Origin of the sequence: Jeongeupia sp. HS-3 (assembly GCF_015140455.1) — a bacterium.
Classification (GTDB): domain Bacteria; phylum Pseudomonadota; class Gammaproteobacteria; order Burkholderiales; family Chitinibacteraceae; genus Jeongeupia.
In genome coordinates, this window is sequence record NZ_AP024094.1 from 1,034,642 (window position 1) to 1,052,781 (window position 18,140).

Annotated in this window: 17 protein-coding genes and 1 pseudogene; 8 read left to right on the plus strand and 10 right to left on the minus strand. The window is 61.7% G+C overall.

The genetic code is table 11. The features are described 5' to 3' along the window. Positions 1-169: 169 nt before the first annotated feature. Positions 170-1,130 (minus strand): annotated as a pseudogene (locus JLC71_RS04875) (IS1595 family transposase). Between the two features lie 103 nt (positions 1,131-1,233). Beyond that, on the minus strand, positions 1,234-1,968 hold the full coding sequence (gene phbB / locus JLC71_RS04880; protein WP_200917616.1) for an acetoacetyl-CoA reductase: 735 nt from the start codon (positions 1,966-1,968) through the stop codon (positions 1,234-1,236). Between the two features lie 170 nt (positions 1,969-2,138). Here phbB and JLC71_RS04885 point away from each other — a divergent pair, with 170 nt between their 5' ends. From JLC71_RS04885 to JLC71_RS04910, 6 genes are all read left to right on the plus strand, one after another. Further along, the gene (locus tag JLC71_RS04885) at positions 2,139-2,999 is read left to right on the plus strand and encodes an SDR family NAD(P)-dependent oxidoreductase (RefSeq protein WP_200917618.1); all 861 of its coding nucleotides are present in this window, start codon (positions 2,139-2,141) and stop codon (positions 2,997-2,999) included. A gap of 107 nt (positions 3,000-3,106) precedes the next feature. Then, the gene (gene pyrG, locus JLC71_RS04890) at positions 3,107-4,759 is read left to right on the plus strand and encodes a CTP synthase (RefSeq protein WP_200917620.1); all 1,653 of its coding nucleotides are present in this window, start codon (positions 3,107-3,109) and stop codon (positions 4,757-4,759) included. Between the two features lie 91 nt (positions 4,760-4,850). Continuing rightward, the gene (kdsA, locus tag JLC71_RS04895) at positions 4,851-5,702 is read left to right on the plus strand and encodes a 3-deoxy-8-phosphooctulonate synthase (protein WP_200917622.1); all 852 of its coding nucleotides are present in this window, start codon (positions 4,851-4,853) and stop codon (positions 5,700-5,702) included. 67 nt (positions 5,703-5,769) lie between these two features. Then, on the plus strand, positions 5,770-7,065 hold the full coding sequence (gene eno, locus JLC71_RS04900) for a phosphopyruvate hydratase (protein ID WP_200917623.1): 1,296 nt from the start codon (positions 5,770-5,772) through the stop codon (positions 7,063-7,065). A 110-nt stretch (positions 7,066-7,175) separates the two neighbouring features. Beyond that, on the plus strand, positions 7,176-7,499 hold the full coding sequence (gene ftsB, locus JLC71_RS04905; protein ID WP_200917625.1) for a cell division protein FtsB: 324 nt from the start codon (positions 7,176-7,178) through the stop codon (positions 7,497-7,499). 94 nt (positions 7,500-7,593) lie between these two features. Next, a complete protein-coding gene (locus JLC71_RS04910) occupies positions 7,594-9,075 on the plus strand; it encodes an aminotransferase-like domain-containing protein (RefSeq protein ID WP_200917627.1) in 1,482 nt (493 codons plus the stop codon). Positions 9,076-9,085: 10 nt separating this feature from the next. Here JLC71_RS04910 and JLC71_RS04915 read toward each other — a convergent pair whose 3' ends face one another. The 4 genes from JLC71_RS04915 to JLC71_RS04930 form a co-directional block, all read right to left on the minus strand. Further along, the gene (locus JLC71_RS04915) at positions 9,086-9,364 is read right to left on the minus strand and encodes a hypothetical protein (protein ID WP_200917629.1); all 279 of its coding nucleotides are present in this window, start codon (positions 9,362-9,364) and stop codon (positions 9,086-9,088) included. Positions 9,365-9,447: 83 nt separating this feature from the next. Continuing rightward, positions 9,448-9,732 carry a hypothetical protein gene (locus tag JLC71_RS04920; RefSeq protein ID WP_200917631.1) on the minus strand — a complete coding sequence of 95 codons (285 nt, stop codon included), beginning with the start codon at positions 9,730-9,732 and terminating at the stop codon, positions 9,448-9,450. A gap of 196 nt (positions 9,733-9,928) precedes the next feature. After that, a complete protein-coding gene (gene mnmC / locus JLC71_RS04925; RefSeq protein WP_200917633.1) occupies positions 9,929-11,866 on the minus strand; it encodes a bifunctional tRNA (5-methylaminomethyl-2-thiouridine)(34)-methyltransferase MnmC2/FAD-dependent 5-carboxymethylaminomethyl-2-thiouridine(34) oxidoreductase MnmC1 in 1,938 nt (645 codons plus the stop codon). Between the two features lie 27 nt (positions 11,867-11,893). Beyond that, a complete protein-coding gene (locus JLC71_RS04930) occupies positions 11,894-13,117 on the minus strand; it encodes an MFS transporter (protein WP_200917635.1) in 1,224 nt (407 codons plus the stop codon). A gap of 374 nt (positions 13,118-13,491) precedes the next feature. On the opposite strand from JLC71_RS04930, the gene JLC71_RS04935 reads away from it, so the two are divergent. Both JLC71_RS04935 and JLC71_RS04940 read left to right on the plus strand, forming a co-directional pair. After that, positions 13,492-14,853 (plus strand): hypothetical protein, encoded by a 1,362-nt coding sequence (locus tag JLC71_RS04935; protein WP_200917637.1) that lies wholly within the window; start codon positions 13,492-13,494, stop codon positions 14,851-14,853. A gap of 154 nt (positions 14,854-15,007) precedes the next feature. Beyond that, the gene (locus JLC71_RS04940) at positions 15,008-15,481 is read left to right on the plus strand and encodes a WbuC family cupin fold metalloprotein (RefSeq protein ID WP_200917639.1); all 474 of its coding nucleotides are present in this window, start codon (positions 15,008-15,010) and stop codon (positions 15,479-15,481) included. 24 nt (positions 15,482-15,505) lie between these two features. Here JLC71_RS04940 and JLC71_RS04945 read toward each other — a convergent pair whose 3' ends face one another. Genes JLC71_RS04945 through JLC71_RS04960 form a run of 4 tightly spaced genes read right to left on the minus strand, consistent with a single transcriptional unit; the run spans position 15,506 to position 18,109 of the window. Beyond that, positions 15,506-16,912 carry an MFS transporter gene (locus JLC71_RS04945; protein WP_200917641.1) on the minus strand — a complete coding sequence of 469 codons (1,407 nt, stop codon included), beginning with the start codon at positions 16,910-16,912 and terminating at the stop codon, positions 15,506-15,508. Next, a complete protein-coding gene (locus JLC71_RS04950; RefSeq protein WP_200917643.1) occupies positions 16,912-17,217 on the minus strand; it encodes a GIY-YIG nuclease family protein in 306 nt (101 codons plus the stop codon). Before JLC71_RS04950 ends, JLC71_RS04945 begins: the two co-directional genes overlap by 1 nt. A 24-nt stretch (positions 17,218-17,241) precedes the next feature. Continuing rightward, positions 17,242-17,589 carry a VOC family protein gene (locus JLC71_RS04955; protein WP_236250985.1) on the minus strand — a complete coding sequence of 116 codons (348 nt, stop codon included), beginning with the start codon at positions 17,587-17,589 and terminating at the stop codon, positions 17,242-17,244. Between the two features lie 55 nt (positions 17,590-17,644). Then, complete coding sequence (locus JLC71_RS04960) at positions 17,645-18,109, minus strand: VOC family protein (protein WP_200917645.1); 465 nt, start codon at positions 18,107-18,109, stop codon at positions 17,645-17,647. Positions 18,110-18,140: the final 31 nt, after the last annotated feature.

Here is an 18,140-nt window from a genome sequence, read left to right on the forward strand (position 1 = left end):
ATAAAAAAAAGGCTATGTATCCGCTAACTGTTGTGGATCACTGCGCTACGCCTGCTAGCCCAAGCAACAAGCCGTATTCCAGCGTGCCGTTGGCGTCACTGGTATCGCAAGGGTTCACGCCACTTACGTGAGGTTGCAACAGTTAACGTCGACAGAGCCTAAAAAAAGGCTATGTATTCATTAGCTGTTGTACCCCCAATGCCTCGGCCAAACACAGCTGCGGCGTGATGCCCGAGCGGTAACGCTCCAGCATCCGCCGCCAGCCCAAATAATTCACCAAGTATCGCGTCGCCACACCGTGAAACCGCCGCATCCACTGCTTCAGCCTGCTGTCGTAGGCGTTAACGTTCTGGATATGAAACACCCCATCGACCCGCTGGCCGCGGCGCACATTGATCGCGCGGTGACGCAATCCGCTCGCCTTGGCGAAGGCGGCATACACCCCGGCACTGTCGGTGCACAGCATCGCGTCGGCATCGACCAACGGGCCGAGCACGGCGGCGATGTGTGCCGTATCCAATCGTGCCAGCTGGAAGTCGGCCGTCTGGCCACTGCGATCCCGCACCACCAACACCGGAATCTGCTCGGCAATTGATGCCGCGCTTTTGCGCTACACCGCCACGTTGACGGCTGGGGCGATTGAGGTGGCGCTGGCCCTTGAACGATTCGAGGAAGAAGGTTTCGTCGGCTTCGACAATGCCGCCAAGATGCTCGGCTCGATGGTCAGCGACGGTGGCCAGGAAGCGCTGGCGCCAGCGCCAGGCGATGTTCTTGCCGATAGCGCATTGTGCTGCCGCCGCCTGCACTGACAGGCCATCGATTAGCGTTTGCGCGAAGCGCGCCCATTGTTCGCGCTGGCGCAGCCGCGCCAGCGGCGTGCCGGTGAGTGCATTGCAGGTCTTGCCACAGTGGCGGCAGCGAGAACGGGGCAAGCCATCGCTACTGCCCCAAGGGCGCAGTTCGGGCTGGTGGCAATGCGGACAATCGGACTGCGGATGCAGTTGTTGGATCAGGTTGGCCATGGCCTGGCGCGGGTCGCCGTGCTCGAGCTGCTGCTGCAACTGCTGGCGTTGGTACGGGTTTAGCCGAGCAAGCTTGGCTATCGATGGTACGCATGGCGTCGCCCTCAAACACGCTACAGTGCTTGGGCTACGAGGGGTCGCAATAGTTTATGAATACAGAGCCTAAAAAACGCCAAGGCAAGCCTTGGCGTTTTTATTGCGCTGACGCGAATCAACACATGTGCTGGCCGCCATTGATGGCGAGATTGGTGCCGGTCATGAAACCGGAAACATCCGAGGCCAGGTAGCTGATCAGTCCGGCGATTTCTTCCGGTTTGCCAAGGCGGTTGACCGGAATGTGCGCAATGATCTTGTTGCGAACATCCTCGGGTACGGCCATGACCATGTCGGTGGCGATGTAGCCCGGCGAAATGGTGTTGACCGTCACGCCCTTGCGCGCCACTTCCTGTGCCAGGGCCATGGTGAAGCCGTGCATGCCGGCTTTGGCCGCCGAGTAATTGGTCTGGCCGAACTGGCCCTTCTGACCGTTGATCGACGAGATGTTGATCACGCGACCCCAGCCGCGCTCGGCCATGCTGTCCACGAATTGCTTGCAGACGTTGAAAACCGAATCGAGGTTGGTCTTGATCACCGAATCCCAGCTGATCTTGTCGAGCTTTTTGAACGTTGCATCACGGGTGATGCCGGCGTTGTTGATCAGAACGTCAACCGGGCCGAGTTCCGCGGTCACTTTCGCGGCCATGGCGACGCAGGCATCATAATCGCTGACATCACACTGGTAGGCGTGAACGGTGTAACCCACTTCCTTCATGTCGGCGAGCCAGTGTTGCTCTTTGCCCGGGCGTGAATAGGTCGTGACGACAGTGAAGCCATCGTCCGCTAGCCGTTTGCAGATGGCCGTGCCGATGCCGCCCATGCCGCCTGTGATCAGTGCGATCTTTGTCATGATTCTGTCCTTGTATTTGTAGATTTTGTCGTTTTGGCTGTGGTGTTTGCCGTAGTAATCTTACTATTTACATTCTTTGGATGTAAATATTTGTGGTGCACCGGTTGTGTGTATCAGCAACACCTGTTGTTTTACTAGAAGATGCCACAATGAAAAAAATAGTGAAGGCCATGCCGCGATCCATCCTGATAAGTGGCTGTTCTACGGGGATAGGCCTTTGTGTCGCCCGTGGCTTGGCGCTCCGTGGGTGGCGAGTTTTTGCGACCGCACGCCAAACTGACGATGTGGACAGCTTGGCCGCCGAGGGACTGACCGCCTTTCAGTTGGACGTTGCCGGCGATGCGTCGATTCGTGCGTGTGTAGCCAAGGTGCTGGCGCAAACCGGTGGCAGGCTCGACGCCGTTTTCAACAATGCCGGCTTTGGCGTGCCCGGCGCGGTTGAGGATTTGTCGCGCGAAGCGATGCGGCACCAGTTCGAAACCAATGTGTTCGGTAGTCTGGCGCTGACCCGCGCGGTACTGCCGGTGATGCGCAAGCAGGGGCATGGTCGGGTGCTTTTCAATAGTTCGGTGCTCGGATTCGCGGCCATGCCGTATCGCGGTGCCTATAACGCCAGCAAATTTGCACTCGAAGGCCTGGCGGATACATTGCGACTTGAGCTCGAGGGCTCGGGGATCGCCGTGGCGCTGATCGAGCCCGGGCCGATTACCAGTCGTTTTCGCGCCAACGCGCAGATGCAGTTCGATCACTGGATCGACGAGGGCTCGAGCGCGCATGCGCCGGCGTACACGGCAATGCGGGCGAGACTGGCCAAGCCCGGGCCCGCGGCACCGTTTACGCTACCTCCCGAATCGGTGCTGGCAGCCGTGGTCGCCGCACTTGAGGCTCATCGCCCGGCTGCGCGCTATCGCGTGACGGTGCCGACGCACCTGTTCTGGTGGCTGAAACACCTGTTGCCGACCCGTTTGCTTGATTTGGTACTTTTGCGGGCTAGCGGCGATGAGCCCGGTCACGTCTACGGACGCAAGTGAATCTTGCGCGCAAAACGGGCCAAGCCACATTCCGTCGTCCTTGTCCAGAATTGAGGCTGGCCGCCGGTTCAGCTAAAATAGGCGATTCCAATCTGTTGCCCATCGCCATGACCAAGTACATCTTCGTAACCGGCGGCGTTGTCTCTTCCCTCGGGAAGGGCATCGCCGCCGCGTCACTTGCGGCCATCCTCGAATCGCGTGGCCTCAAGGTCACCATGATGAAGCTCGATCCGTACATCAACGTGGACCCGGGCACCATGAGCCCGATGCAGCACGGTGAAGTATTCGTGACCGAAGACGGCGCCGAAACCGACCTCGATCTCGGCCACTACGAGCGCTTCATCCACGCCAAGATGAAGAAGAGCAATAACTTCACCACCGGTCAGATTTACGAGTCGGTAATCAAGAAAGAGCGTCGTGGTGATTACCTCGGCAAAACCGTTCAGGTGATTCCGCACATCACCGACGAGATCAGGCTGTTCATCGGCGAAGGTACTCATGAGGCCGAGCTGGCCGTGATCGAAATCGGCGGGACGGTCGGCGATATCGAGTCCCTGCCATTCCTTGAAGCCATTCGCCAGATGGGTGTGCTGCTCGGGCGTGAGAACGTCTGTTTCGTGCATCTCTCCTATGTGCCTTACATTGCCGCCGCCGGCGAAATCAAAACCAAGCCGACCCAGCACAGCGTCAAGGAATTGCGCGAAATCGGTATCCAGCCCGATGTGCTGATTTGCCGCGCTGATCGCGTGGTGCCGGATGAAGAGCGTAAGAAGATCGCGCTATTCACCAATGTGTCCGAAAAGGCCGTGATTTCCTGCCCGGACATGGATTCGATTTACCAGATCCCGCACGTGCTTTCGAGTCAGGGCATCGACGATATCATCTGCAAGCAATTGCAGCTGTCGCTGCCGAAGGCCGATCTGGCGTTGTGGGACCGCATCGTTGGCGCGATCCAGAATCCGAAGCAGACCGTCAATGTGGCCATGGTCGGCAAGTACGTCGACCTGACCGAATCGTACAAGTCGCTGATCGAAGCGCTCAAGCACGCCGGCATCCATACCGAAAGCGAAGTGAAAATTCACTTCATCGATTCTGAATCGCTGGAAACCGAAGGCCCGAATTGCTTGGCCGCGATGGATGCGATTCTGGTGCCGGGCGGTTTCGGCAAACGCGGCGTTGAGGGCAAGATCGTTGCGGTCAAATATGCCCGCGAACACAATATTCCTTACCTTGGCATCTGCCTGGGCATGCAGATCGCGTTGATTGAATACGCGCGTGATGTGGCCGGCATGAGCGGCGCCAATTCGACCGAGTTTGATCTCGAAACCGAATTTCCGGTGGTGGCGCTGATCGATGAGTGGGTAAACCACGACGGCAAGATCGAAACCCGTGATGAAAACTCCAATATGGGCGGCACCATGCGTCTGGGCGCGCAAGAGTGCAAGCTCGTTGAGGGTAGCCACGCGGCAGCGATCTATGGCGCCGGAGCCATTACCGAGCGCCATCGCCATCGCTACGAAGTGAACAACTACTATCTGCCGCGGCTCGAAGCTGCCGGGCTGAAAATCAGCGGCAAGTCCACGGGCGCCGAGCAACTCGTTGAAACGATCGAGCTGGCGGGGCATCGCTGGTTCTTCGCGTGCCAGTTCCACCCGGAGTTCACCTCGACGCCGCGTGATGGTCACCCGCTGTTCAAGTCGTACATCGAGGCCGCGATCGCTTATGCCAAAGAGCATGGGCGTGAAGGCCTGAGCTGCTGATTCAGTCTTGGGTTGGCCCGCAAGGGCTAACCCGCCAGCCATTCGAGAGGGTGGGTTGCGGCTATGCCGGGCTCGCCGAGAGGAAGACACCATGAAACTTTGCGGATTCGAAGTCGGGCTCGATCACCCGTTTTTCCTGATTGCCGGCCCATGCGTGATCGAGGGTGAGCAGTTCTCGATCGATGTGGCGGGCCAGCTCAAGGAAATCACCACCGAGCTGGGTATTCCGTTTATTTTCAAATCCAGCTTCGACAAGGCCAACCGCTCTAGTGGCAAGTCGTTTCGTGGCTTTGGCATGGACGAGGGGCTGAGGATTCTCGCCAAGGTCAAGGAGCAGATTGGCGTACCGGTGTTGACCGACATCCACGAAATCGGTCAAATCGAACAGGTTTCGGCCGTGGTCGACGTCTTGCAAACCCCCGCCTTTCTGTGCCGTCAGACCGACTTTATCCGCGCCTGTGCCCAGTCGGGCCGGCCGGTGAATATCAAGAAGGGCCAGTTTCTCGCACCGGGCGACATGAAGAATGTCATCGACAAGGCGCGTGAAGCCGCCCGCGATGCCGGTCTGCCGGACGACGTATTCATGGCATGTGAACGTGGCGCCAGCTTCGGCTATAACAATCTGGTCTCGGATATGCGCTCACTGGCGATCATGCGCGAAACCGGCGCGCCGGTCGTCTTTGACGCGACCCATTCGGTGCAATTGCCTGGCGGTCAGGGTGATCGCTCCGGCGGTCAGCGCGAATTCGTACCGGTGCTGGCGCGCGCGGCGATGGCCGTGGGCGTGGCAGGGCTGTTTGCCGAAACGCATCCCGATCCGGCGTGCGCGATGTCCGATGGCCCGAATGCCTGGCCGCTACCGAAAATGAAGGAGTTGCTGACCGTGCTCAAAGCAATCGATGCCACGGTTAAAGCAAACTCTCTGGCTGAACAAACGCTGTAATCCGGGGCGAGCAGGATAGCCCCGGTTCGTGTTCCACAACATCTATCGTCAACAAAGGAAAGCATCAATGAGCGCAATCGTTGAAGTGATCGCCCGCGAGATTCTCGATTCCCGCGGCAACCCGACCGTCGAAGCAGATGTTCTGCTCGAATCCGGTGTGATGGGCCGTGCAGCTGTGCCGTCTGGCGCATCGACCGGTGAGCGCGAAGCGCTTGAGCTGCGCGACAACGACAAGTATCGCTACCTCGGCAAGGGCGTGCTCAAGGCCGTTGAAAACATCAACACCGAAATCGTTGAAGCGATCATTGGTCTGGATGCAGCCGATCAGGCTTTCATCGACGCGACCATGCTGGAGCTCGACGGCACCGAAGACAAGAGCAAGCTGGGCGCCAACGCCATCCTCGCCGTGTCGATGGCCGTGGCCAAGGCTGCTGCCGAAGAAGCCGGTCTGCCGCTGTACCGCTACATTGGCGGTTCGGGTCCGATGAGCCTGCCGGTGCCGATGATGAACGTCGTCAACGGTGGCGAGCACGCATCGAACAGCCTCGACTTCCAGGAGCTGATGATTGTTCCGGTTGGCGCACCGACTTTCCGTGAAGCACTGCGTTACGGCGCCGAGATCTTCCATAACCTGAAGAAGATCCTGCACGACAAGAACCTGCCGACCCAAGTGGGCGACGAAGGTGGTTTTGCACCGGACGTGGCCAATGCGGAAGAAGCGCTGGATCTGATCCTGGCTGCCATCCACAAGGCGGGGTACAAACCGGGTGAAGACATCATGATTGCGCTGGACTGCGCTGCGTCGGAATTCTTCGACAAGGCCACCGGCAAGTACGTGTTCAAGAAGAGCGACAAGCGTGCGCTTACCAGTGTCGAGATGGTTGATTACCTCGAAAGCCTGGTGAACAAGTACCCGATCATCTCGATCGAAGACGGCATGGGCGAGCGTGACTGGGATGGCTGGAAGGTGCTGACCGACCGCCTGGGCGATCGCGTCCAGCTCGTCGGCGACGATCTGTTCGTCACCAACACCAAGATCCTGGCCGAAGGCATCTCCAAGGGTATCTGCAATTCGATCCTGATCAAGGTCAACCAGATCGGTTCGCTGTCGGAAACGCTGGCTGCGGTTGATCTGGCCAAGCGCCACGGTTACACCTCGGTGATGTCGCATCGCTCGGGCGAAACCGAAGATTCGACCATTGCCGATCTGGCCGTTGCCACTAACTGCATGCAGATCAAGACCGGCTCGCTGTCGCGCTCGGATCGTATCGCCAAGTACAACCAGCTTCTGCGTATCGAAGAAGAGTTGGGCGATGCTGCGGTCTACCCGGGCCTGGGCGCCTTCTACCAGCTCAAGAAGTAATCACTGAGCCGGTACATGCCGCAAACTTGTAGTAAGATGGAAAACCGGGGTTTAGGCCCCGGTTTTCTTTTGGATTTTCAACGGGTTTTCGCCCGCACACACTCATTCCCATGCGCCTGCTTGCCATTATTCTTGCCCTATTGATTGCCCTGTTGCAGTGGCCGTTATGGATCGGCAAGGGGAGCTGGTTGCGCGTGTGGCAGCTGGATAACGAGCTGGTTGCCAAGCGCGGACAAAACGAGCGCTTGAAAGAGCGCAATGCCGCACTCGATGCCGAAGTCGCCGATCTCAAATCGGGAACCGATGCGATCGAAGAGCGTGCCCGCAACGAACTGGGCATGATTCGCCAGGATGAAGTGTTCTTCCAGGTGCTGGATCGGCGCAAGCCGGCGAGTGCGCCGAGCATCGCAGGCCGCATTGCCTCCTCGCCCTGACGTGCAACTGTACTGTTGTATTGCTCAATAAAACAAATATTCACAACTGTTGTACCGTGACTGTATATTGGTATCTCATCTGAAATGAGGTGCCATGATGGCGACGTCGGTCTCCCCTGCCGCAAGGCGCAAGTCGGATACGCTGTATTTCCAGTTGGCTGAGGAAATGGCGCAGGCGATTGCCGCTGGTGTGCTCAAGGCCGGCGAGCGTTTGCCATCGATCCGGAAGCTGTCGGCACAGCGGCAAATCAGTCTCTCCACCGTGATGGAGGCGTATCGCGAGCTGGAAGCCCGTGGTTTGATCGAGGCGCGGCCGCAGAGCGGTTTTTACGTTCGTGCGATGCATACCGCCTTTGTGGCGCCGGCGTTGACCCAGCCACCGACCGAGCCTCGCGAGGTTGTCACCGCACCGGTACTCTGGCCTTATCAGATCAACGAAAACCAATCGATACGCGTCGATTTCGGTCTGGCGATTCTCTCTCCCGAACTTTATCCGACCCAGCAATTGCAGCGCTTGCTGGCGCAAACCACGCGTTATCAGCCGCGCATCCTGGCCGATTATGGCAAGCCGGCTGGCGATATCGAACTGCGGCGACACATCGCCCGGCGCTCGCTGGCCTGGGGTGGCCAGTTCGAGGCCGATGATGTTTTGATCACGCACGGTTGCCTCGAGGCGATCAATCTGTGTTTGCGTGCCGTCACCGAGCCCGGTGATGTGGTGGCGATCGAATCGCCGGCGTATTTCGGGCTGTTGCAGATTCTGGAGAGCTTCAAGCTCAAGGCGCTGGAAATCCCGACGCATCCGCAAACGGGGATTTCGATCGAGGCGCTGGAACTGGCTACACGCGACGGCCGGGTGAAGGCCTGTCTGCTGATTCCCAATTTCTCCAACCCGCTCGGCAGCGTGATGCCGGACGAGAACAAGAAGCGTCTGGTCGAGATGTTGTCGAGCCGGAATATTCCGCTGATCGAGGATGACCTGTATGGCGAGTTTTTCCACCACGGCAGCCGTCCCCGTCCGGCCAAGGCCTTCGATCGCGACGGCAATGTGATGCTGTGCTCGTCGTTCACCAAGGCACTGGCTCCGGGGATGCGTGTGGGCTGGGTGGTGGCCGGGCGCTGGCGGCGCGAGCTCGAGAAGCTCAAGTTCATCAACACCTATTCGACGCCGCTGGCGCTGCAGCAGACGATCGCACGCTTTCTCGAAAATGGCGGCTACGATCACCATTTGCGCCGTTTGCGGCGTGCCGTGGCCGAGCAGGTGGATGGTGCGGTATCGGCAATCCGGCGTTTTTTCCCCAAGGACACCCGCTTGAATGTGCCAAGCGGCGGCTATGTGCTGTGGGTTGAGCTACCAGAGTGTATCGATACGCGAGCACTGCTCAGGCTGGCGCTGAACGAGGGCATCAGCTTTGCGCCGGGCGAGCTGTTTTCGCCCAGCCAGAGCTACCGCAACTGCTTGCGTATTTGCTGCGTCGAGCCGTGGACAACCCGGCACGAGCGGGCCATCCAGCGTTTGGGCGAGATCTGCCAGTCGCTTTTGCAGCCGGTGCCGCAAGATACGGCCACGGTCTGAGTCAGGCTAGCTAGCGGCTGTCGTCGCCGCCCTCATCGGTGATGTTCATCACCATCATGCAGCTGGTCGGGCCGCTATATTGCACCTCGTCGCAAAAGGGCGAGTACGACATCAGGCAGGGCTGGTTGGTGCGTGTTTCATCGACCCAGATTACGTCAAAGCGCTGCCCGCAGACGGAATCCAGCACCGTGCGCAGCATGCTGATGTTTTCGACCAGGCCGGCGGTCGCTACCGAGCTGAATATGCTCACGGCGAGGGCTAACGAGGCGAGGAGGGAGGGGTGAGCCATGGTGAACCTCCTTGCAGTCTGCCAGCACGGCGTGCTGGCCTGATAAATCGACTGCATGGGTTCACTCTAGTTTCTTACAGCGGTCACTTCAGTGCCGTGATGCCACCGAATATCGGCTGGGGTGTTGCCGAAAAACGAAAATGCATACTGCGCGGCGGCTCGGGGTCAAGTACGAGGCACGCCGGAATGCCGCTGGATTCGATCAATGCGATGCCACTTGCGGGCGCATGCCAGTGCTCGCCTTGCGACAAAATGATGTCTACGCCATTGAATGTGAGCCAGGCGCTGCCGTGTTTGCAATACAGCTGCCGCCCCGATGTGAGTGTCAGTTTGAGCAGCCGATCCGCTTGAAGTGTCAGGGTTTGCATCGTCGCCTCCTGTTTGGGCCGATATGACGATGCTACGACGTGCGGTGTTGGCTCGACAGGCGCAACTGTACCGGTTCAGGGTGATGCAGTGCTTCAGGCAAGGCTGATTGTATTGCTTATGCCGTTGGCAAACTGTTTGGGTTCCCCGTCCACCGGATAGCCAGATTGCGGCCGACCTTCCATTCGGGCCAGGGTTTTAGTCGTCATCATCGCCGGGGCTGGGTGCCTGATAGGCCTCGCCACGGCGCAGGGCGCGCAGCAGGAAACGCGCCGGGTCGATCGCCCGAATCAGCGCCGTTTCAACGGGTAATGGTTCGCCGTTGAGCTGGCAGGCGAGGATTTCTCCCGTCAGCACCGACCACGATAATCCGCGTGCGCCAAAGCCGAGCGCGCCGTAGAGGCCGGGCTGGCACGGGATCTGCGCGGGTTGATGGCAACGTGGATAGCCTTCAAACCAGGGCTGCGGCAACGCGCCGACGAGGGGCAGACGATCCGGCGAGGCCGGGCGATGACAAAGGCGGTTCGTCATCGGCAACGCATCGGAGATAACCTGTTCGGGCAGTAGCGCGGCCAGCGCGGCGCGGTTTTCCGCTTCAGCTGCGGTGATGTCGCCGTTATAGCTGGCCGCCCCGACGATGCGCTCGCCGTTGTGGCTGCCGGTCAGGTAACCGGCGCCGGCGATGCCGGCCGCCGGTAGCGCTATGGCGTCGGCGGCGATGTGGCTGGCGACGCGGGCGACACGCCAGAGCGGCAAGTCGCTGGCTTGCGGCAGCGCCCGTGCGGCGCTGGCGTTGGCAAGGATGACGATAGGCGCGCGACCGATCAGGGCCGCGTCGGCATCGAACGCCAGCCAGTGACCGGTCGGTTCATCGTATTCGAGTCGGGCGACGGTGGTCTCGCCGCGAAAGCGCACCAAGGCGCCGTGCCGCGCCAGCAGTGCGCGACAAAAGCCTGGCGGATTGATCCATGCGCCGCGCTCAAACCACCAGCCGCCGCGCGCGGGACGAAGCCGGAGCTTTGCCTTGGCCTCGTCACGAGACCAGAACTGCAAACCGGGCCAGTCACCGCTGCTGGCGATGCTTTGTTGGAGTGTCTCTTGTTCGGCGCTGCGGGCGACCTGCAGGATGCCGTCGATGCCGTGCGGGACGTCGAGGCCGGCGTTGCCGAGTTCATTCAGTAATGCCAGTGTCGCCGCATTGCCGGCACGGCTGAGTCGGGCGAGGTGGTTGTCGTCCTGGGACACATAGGCGTGCATCAAGCCGGCCAGATTACCCGATGATTGCGTGGCCGCTTCGGCTTCGGCATCGACGATGTCGATCTGCCAGCCGCGGGCCGCCAGTCTTTCTGCGGTGGCGCAGCCGGCGAGGCCGGCGCCGATGATCAATGCGTGTCTGGCGGTGGCGTGCGGATCGGGTCGCCGTGGTGCACGGGCCACGCCGCCGCGCAGCATCTGCCATTTGCTGCCATAACCCTTGGATTTGGCGACGGCAAAACCGCATTCGTTCAGGCTGCGCCGCACCGCGCCGGCGGCGGTATAGGTGGCCAGCGTGGTTTGGGCATGGCTGAGCCGCCAGAGTTGCTTGAAGACCGCCGGCGACCAGAGTTCGGGGTTTTTCGACGGTGAAAAGCCATCGAGATAAATGGCATCGGCGCGCGCCTCAAGCTGCGGCAGTACCTCGAGCACATCGCCGAACAGCAGCGTCAGCGTGACCCGGCCCTGAGCCAGCCGCAGGCGATGAAAGCCCGGGGTGAGTTCGGGCCATTGCGCCAGCAGTTCAGCGGCCATGTCGGCAAATTGCGGGTAGCGTGCCAGCAGGGTGGCCAGATCATCCCGGCCGAACGGATGGCGTTCGACCGAGACGAAATGCAGCCGGGCACAGGCTTGCGGATCGGCCCGCCAGGCCGCCCAGGTCACCAGAAAGCTCAGTCCCTGGCCAAAGCCGGTCTCGACGATGGTAAAGACCTCGCGGCCTTGCCAGCGACCGGGCAAACCGTTGCCGCCAAGGAAGACATGCTCCGCCTGGCCGATGCCGCCGTCGGGCGAATGGTAGGCATCGTCATACTGGCTCGAATACGGCACGCCGTGATCGTTCAGCTCGAGGCGGGCGGGCGTGAGGCGGGCAGAGTGAGCCAAGGGGGCTTTCCGGGCAAAGGCGCGATTTTACGCGCCGACGGCCGGCGTGTCGTGGTTGGAGAGGAAGCGGCGTACCAGCAGGCAGAAGCCGATGCCGGTGGCCAGGTTGGCGCAGGCAAACCAGAGGTTGCCGCCGCTGCCATAGCCCCAGCGGACGATTTCGATCCCGACGGTAAACAGCATCATGGTGATCATGCCCAGCGATGCGGCCACGGTGCCCTTGCTGACGGTGCTCGAGAACAGCGTCAGCCGGTACAGCGCGGCGTTGGCAAGACCGGTGCCGAAGGCGCAGAGGCTGATGCCGGCAACGAGCCAGGCCACGGCGTTGCTGTCGATCAGCATCGCCACTGCGGCCAGTGTCAGGCCGGCCATGACCGGAACGAGGCCGATGGCGATCACCCGGTGAATCGGTACGCGGTCGGCCAGGCGGGCCAGCGTCAGATTGCCGGCGATCAGTGCGGCGAACACCGGGATCTGCCACAGACCGTAGCTCAGCGGCGTCATCTGGGCGCGTTCCATCAGGATCACCGGCGCCTGGCCGATCCACGTCAGCAGCGGCAGGCTGGCCGCGCCGATGGCCAGCGCGCCGCAGACGAAGCGGCGGTTGCCGAACACCTTGCGGTAATCGCCGACGATCTCGCGCGCATTGAACGGTGTGCCGCGCAGCTTGGCGGTCTCGGGCATGGTGCGCCAGAGGCCGAACAGCGAAATCGTCGTCGTCACGGCGATGATGACGAAGATGCTGCGCCAGGGGGCCACCTCGATCAGCGCCGCGCCGGCCACCGGGCCGATCAGCGGCGCCAGCAGGGCGACGTTGGCCATCAGTGCCATCACCTTGATCGCCGCAGTCTCGGAAAACGCCTCCTGGATCGAGGCATAGCCGATCGCGGTGACAAAGCACAGGCTCATGCCCTGAAAGAAGCGCAGCACCATGAACTGGCCGATCGAGCTGGTCGGCAGCGTCAGCAGTAGCAGGACGATGAAGGCGGCGACACCGAACAGCATCACCGGGCGCCGGCCGACGCGGTCGGACAGCGGCCCCAGCAGCCACTGCAGTGCCGCACCGCCGGCGAGATAGGCCGCCAGCGCGGTCGGCACCAGCGAAGACGGCGCATTGAATTCGTGCACCACCTGCAGCATGCCGGGCAGGATCATGTCGTTGGCGATGTAGGTGGAGAACTCGAACAGAACCAGCGAGAGCGGAAACAGCATGGCTCGCCAGCTCAGCCGGGAAATGGGCTGACTGATCATGGACGTGCTTTGGAGAGGTGGCCCGGCAGTGTGAAGGATGACGTGGGGATGTGCGATGAACGATTACCAATTCCGACAAGCTGGATCAAATCGCGTGCTCGCTGTGGCTAATCCGGCCCGGTTTCCAGACTGTTCCGGCCCGAATCGGGGGAGGCCGGCACCGGCCGGCACGAGAAAGCTGACTGCCGGTGTTGCGCCTGTCGGGGGCTGAACCCAGTCCGGGGGCGGGTTGAACAAGAGCGGGCTGAGGGTGGTGGCACAGGCTGACGCATGCTGTTCCTGGCTGGAATATCGTTCGCTTTATTAATTCTTTCCGGGTCTATGTGGCGTCTCACTAACCTTGCTGAGTATTTACAAACAAGGAGGAATGTTGAATGACGTCACCCCGCGCCGTATCGAATCTCCCCCGGTCGAGCCGTTTTCGCGGCCAGTTGCTGCTGCTGGCGTTGAGCAGCTTGCTGGCCACCGCCGCCGCACCCGCCGCATCGGTGCTGGCCACGCCCGAGCAGCAGCTGCTCGATGCCAAGGCGATCCAGATCAAGAAGAGCAATATCTTCATCGTGCAGCGGGCCCAGCTTGCTGCGGCCTATGCCGCGGCGCATGGTGCGCCGATCAGTTCGGAAGCATCGTCGCGGCTGAACGGCGCGCTTGATGAGCTGATTTTCAGCGCGATCCAGAAGGCGGTGAACAACGATCCGGTCTACCCGAAGGTGTATTGGCTGAATGCGCCGCCGCGCAACTGGTTCGGCCTGAAAGTGCCCGGCGGCCGTTATTCCTACGACAACCCGGACAATATCTACCGCACCATTCCGATCGATGGCGATTCCAGCTATGTGATCCACGGCAAGCGCACCGGCAGCGGCCCGAGCGACGTGACCTTTTCGCTGATCAGCAATCCGAACTATCAGCAGAGTATTGCGGTGCTGAACGGCCCGGATTTGGTGGTGGACGCCGATGGCAATTTCACGATCACGATCGACAATCAACCGGCCAATGGTCGTCCCAACCACATCCGGTCGACGTCGGAGGCGAAGCAACTGTTCGTGCGTAACAACTTCGGCAACTGGAACACTGAAACGGCCGATGCGCTGAGCGTGACGCGGCTGGGGACGCCGTGGCGCAGCGGCAAGAGTGACGCCGCTATCGTCGCCGATGTGGTGACCAATCTGAACGAATCGACGCTGGCGTACGGCGTCGGCACGCTGGGGGTGAAAACCTACGCCAACCCGGTCAATACGCTGCCGCAGCCGAGCTCGTCGAGCACGCTGGGGACGCTGGTGACCCAGGCGAGCACCTTCGGTCACTTCAGGCTGGCCGACGACGAGGCGCTGATTGCCTCGGTGAGCATCGGAGGCGCGGGCTACTTCGTGCTGCCGGTGACCGATCCGTGGACGGTGACGGTCGATCCGGTCAATCGTCAGCTCAGCCTGAACAACACGCAGGCGGTGGCCGACGCTGACGGCAACTACACCTTCGTGGTGTCGTTGCGCGATCCGGGCGTGCACAACTGGGTGGAGACCGTCGGCCTGCACGAAGGCACGATCATGCCGCGCTGGCAAAACCTGCCGGCCACGGCACCGGCGAGCGGTGGCCCGGCGATTTCGGCGCGCGTCGTCAAACTGGCGGACCTGCCGCATTACCTGCCGGTGGGAACGCGCTATGTCAGCGCCGCCGAGCGCCAGCAACAGTTGCAGTCGCGGGCGGCCGCCTATGCACAACGGCTGGTGACGGACTGAACGCGGCGCGGATCTCGCGTCGGCGACAAAGCACCTGCGGGTGCTTTTGTCCTTTGTGCGCTTGAGTGCGGACGTTGGCCGGGGCTGGCCGGGGCTGGCCGGGCGAGCTGCTTTGCGGCATGCTCGCCGGCTTCCGTCTGACCTGGTTTTAGCGATGAAACAGATTGATATCGATGCCTTGAATAGCTTGTCGGCGCAGGCCGCCGGATCGCCGCGCCAGCGCGCCAACCTCAACCTGCATCCGGAACTCGCCGATCCGATCCAGCGACTGGCGATCGCGATGGAGCCGGGCACCTATGTGCGCCCGCACCGGCATCCACATACCTGGGAGTTGCTGTATCCGCTGCGCGGCCGGTTTGTGGTGCTGCATTTCGACGACAAGGGCACGGTGATCGACCGTGCGGTGCTTGGCGAAGATAGCGCGGTACTGGAAACGCCGGCCGGCGTCTGGCATGCGGTGTTGTCGCTCGACGAGGGCGGGGTGATCTTTGAAGTCAAGCACGGGCCGTACACCGCCATCGCGGCCGAGGACTACACGCGCTGGTCGCCGGCCGAGGGCGATGCGGCCACTGCCGCGCTGATGGCCCGCTATGCAACGGCGCAGCCGGGTGATGTGCTGGCGAACTAAAAACCGCCGCCTAAAACCTGCGCGCTATCGAGTACCGACCTGTTTCGGGCTTTCGCTCACATCTCGGCCGAACCAGATGGCGATCAGCGTCAGCAGCGCCAGAACGGCGAATGTCCAGTGAAACGCGGGCAACAGCGCGACACCGGTCAAGCCGACAGGGGCGAGCGCTGCGAGCAGCAGGCTGCCGAATGCCAAACCGAAGGCAATGGAGAGCTGCATGGCGGTGATCCAGCCGGTATTGCCCATATTGGTGAGGTCGGTTGGCAGTTCGGTGACCGTGGCGGCGTTGAGTACCGTGTACTGGGTCGAGTTGAGTGCGCCGTTGAGCAGTAGCAAGACAATGAGCCATGCGCCCGCGCTATCCGGCGTGAACCAGCCGAAGGCCCAGGTGGTGAAGGCGAGCAGCACATTGGTGGCCGTCAGCAGCCGGGCACGGCCGAAGTGGCGGATCAGCATCGGCAGCAGCGGTTTGGCACCGATAGCGCCAATCGAGGCAATGCCGACACAGGCACCCGCCTTGATCGGGCTGAAACCCAGTGCCAGTTGCAGAAACAGCGGCACCAGTAGCGGGATAGCACCGGTGCCGAGTCGGCCGAGTAGCGTGGCCAGAATGCCGGCACGGAAACCCTTTAGTCGCCATAGTGCGGGCGAAAACAGCGGTGCCTCGTGCCGGCCGAAGTGACGGGTGCACCAGAACAGCGGGAGCAGGGCCAGTGCCGCAAGTGGCAGCGCAATGGCGGCCGGCCATGCCTGCTGGCCCAGTGCATCCAGCGCGGTGGTCAGCACCGCAATGCCGCCGGCAAACAGCAGGAAGCCGTAGGTGTCGAAACGTCGGGCTTGCGGGTTGCGGTAATCGGGCATGCAGCGCTTGATCAGCATCAGCCCGATCAGGCCGATCGGCACATTGATGAAAAAGATCCAGCGCCATGATGCGTATTCGGTCAGCCAGCCGCCCAGCAATGGCCCAAGCAGCGGGCCGACCAGACCAGGAATGGTGACGTAATTCATTACTTTCAGATATCGATCCCGCGGGTAGTGATGCAGGATCGCGGCAAGGCCTACCGGCACCATCAGCGCCGCGCCAGCCCCTTGCAACACGCGTACGAGCACCAGAAACCACAGACTCTGCGACAAACCCGCCGCGAGCGAGCTGACCGTAAACAGCGCTACCGACGCGGCAAAAATCGCGCGGCTGCCGAAGCGGTCGGCCAACCAGCCCGACGCCGGCGTGCAGACGGCAACGGCCAAGCCATAGGCGAGGATGACCGCGTGCAGCGAGAACGGGCTGGTGCCGAGATGCTCCGCCATCGATGGAATCGCGGTATTGAGGATGGTGACGTCCAGCATCTGCATGAACATCGCGATGGCAACCAGCCAAGGCAGACCACGGAAGCGGCGGGTGACGTGAGGGCGTGTATCTGTCTGGGGCATCAAGGGGTGGTGGTCTCGGGCGGCGGGGTGATCAGCTCGGCCAGAAGGGCTGGTGAGACCGGATATTGCGCGCACAGCCCGCGCTTTTGCACCGCAGATAGTTGCTTGACTGCGTACTCGGCGCGGCTGGCGCTGGCGCGGTCCGGGTGTGGCATCACCGCGGCGAGCCGGCGCGGCGGGTTGGCACGGGTGTAGCGCGCGCCCTTGCCGGCGAGGTGGGTGCGATAGCGCGCGGCGACGTCATTGCTGATGCCGGTGTAGAAGCTGCCGTTAACGCATTCGATCAGGTAGACGAACCAGGCCATGGATCATGCCCGGCGTGCGGGCATTCAAACGTGTGGGAACTGCGGATTGTACGCGACCTCCCAGAGGACACCGTCCGGGTCGGCAAAATAGCCGGAGTAACCGCCCCAGTCGGCGCGCTGCGCCGGCTTGACGATGCGCCCGCCGCCAGCGGCGACCTCGGCCAGCAATGCGTCGACCTCGGTTTCGCTCTTTACATTGTGCGCCAGCGTGAACCCGGGAAAGCCGCTGCCCTGCGCCGGTACGCCCGCATCGGCGGCGAGCTCGTCGCGTGGAAATAGCGACAGCCAGGTTTTGCCGAGCTCGAAAAAAAACGATCGCCGGACTCGATGGCTGGCGGGGTAGCTTGAGCACGTCTTCGTAAAAACGGGCACTGATGGCGAGATCGGCGACGCCAAGGGTAACGAAACTCAACCGTGCTTCCATCGCTTACTCCCAGCCCGCCGTCTTGGCGCGGGCGTGCAGCTCGGTTTCGCTGAGCGCCTCGATCCGCGAGGCAATATGCCAGGTGTGGCCGAAAGGGTCGACCAGCGAACCGGTCCGGTCACCGTAGAACTGATTGTCGACCGGGCCCCGCGCCGTCGCCCCAAGCTCGACCGCCTGGGCAAAGGTGGCGTCGACATCGTCGACGTAGAGCATCAGCCCGACCGGGCTGCCACCCAGTTGCGTCGGGCTCTGCGCCTGGCACTCCGGGGAGGGGCTGGCCAGCATCAGCGGCTGGCCGCGAATGCGCATCTCCGCGTGGCCGATGCGGCCGTCCGGCGCCGCGATGCGCAGCGTTTCGACGGCGCCGAATGCCTTGCTGTAATACGCGATCGCAGCGGCAGCGTCATCGACGATCAAATAGGGGGTGATGCCGAGGTAGTCGGCGGGAATGGCTTGGACGGCAGGCATGGTCATCATCGCTTCCAGAGCAATCGAGCTT

Bases quoted from the DNA above. Each gene is read 5' to 3' on its own strand.
- JLC71_RS04950 (WP_200917643.1), bottom strand. From the start codon at position 17,217: ATGGCCTGGTTCGTCTACCTGATCGAATGCGTTAACGGCAGCTTCTAC.
- kdsA (WP_200917622.1), top strand. From the start codon at position 4,851: ATGAAACTTTGCGGATTCGAAGTCGGGCTCGATCACCCGTTTTTCCTG.
- JLC71_RS04960 (WP_200917645.1), bottom strand. From the start codon at position 18,109: ATGCCTGCCGTCCAAGCCATTCCCGCCGACTACCTCGGCATCACCCCC.
- eno (WP_200917623.1), top strand. From the start codon at position 5,770: ATGAGCGCAATCGTTGAAGTGATCGCCCGCGAGATTCTCGATTCCCGC.
- JLC71_RS04920 (WP_200917631.1), bottom strand. From the start codon at position 9,732: ATGCAAACCCTGACACTTCAAGCGGATCGGCTGCTCAAACTGACACTC.
- JLC71_RS04885 (WP_200917618.1), top strand. From the start codon at position 2,139: ATGCCGCGATCCATCCTGATAAGTGGCTGTTCTACGGGGATAGGCCTT.
- JLC71_RS04915 (WP_200917629.1), bottom strand. From the start codon at position 9,364: ATGGCTCACCCCTCCCTCCTCGCCTCGTTAGCCCTCGCCGTGAGCATA.
- JLC71_RS04930 (WP_200917635.1), bottom strand. From the start codon at position 13,117: ATGATCAGTCAGCCCATTTCCCGGCTGAGCTGGCGAGCCATGCTGTTT.
- ftsB (WP_200917625.1), top strand. From the start codon at position 7,176: ATGCGCCTGCTTGCCATTATTCTTGCCCTATTGATTGCCCTGTTGCAG.
- JLC71_RS04910 (WP_200917627.1), top strand. From the start codon at position 7,594: ATGATGGCGACGTCGGTCTCCCCTGCCGCAAGGCGCAAGTCGGATACG.
- phbB (WP_200917616.1), bottom strand. From the start codon at position 1,968: ATGACAAAGATCGCACTGATCACAGGCGGCATGGGCGGCATCGGCACG.
- pyrG (WP_200917620.1), top strand. From the start codon at position 3,107: ATGACCAAGTACATCTTCGTAACCGGCGGCGTTGTCTCTTCCCTCGGG.
- JLC71_RS04940 (WP_200917639.1), top strand. From the start codon at position 15,008: ATGAAACAGATTGATATCGATGCCTTGAATAGCTTGTCGGCGCAGGCC.
- JLC71_RS04945 (WP_200917641.1), bottom strand. From the start codon at position 16,912: ATGCCCCAGACAGATACACGCCCTCACGTCACCCGCCGCTTCCGTGGT.
- JLC71_RS04935 (WP_200917637.1), top strand. From the start codon at position 13,492: ATGACGTCACCCCGCGCCGTATCGAATCTCCCCCGGTCGAGCCGTTTT.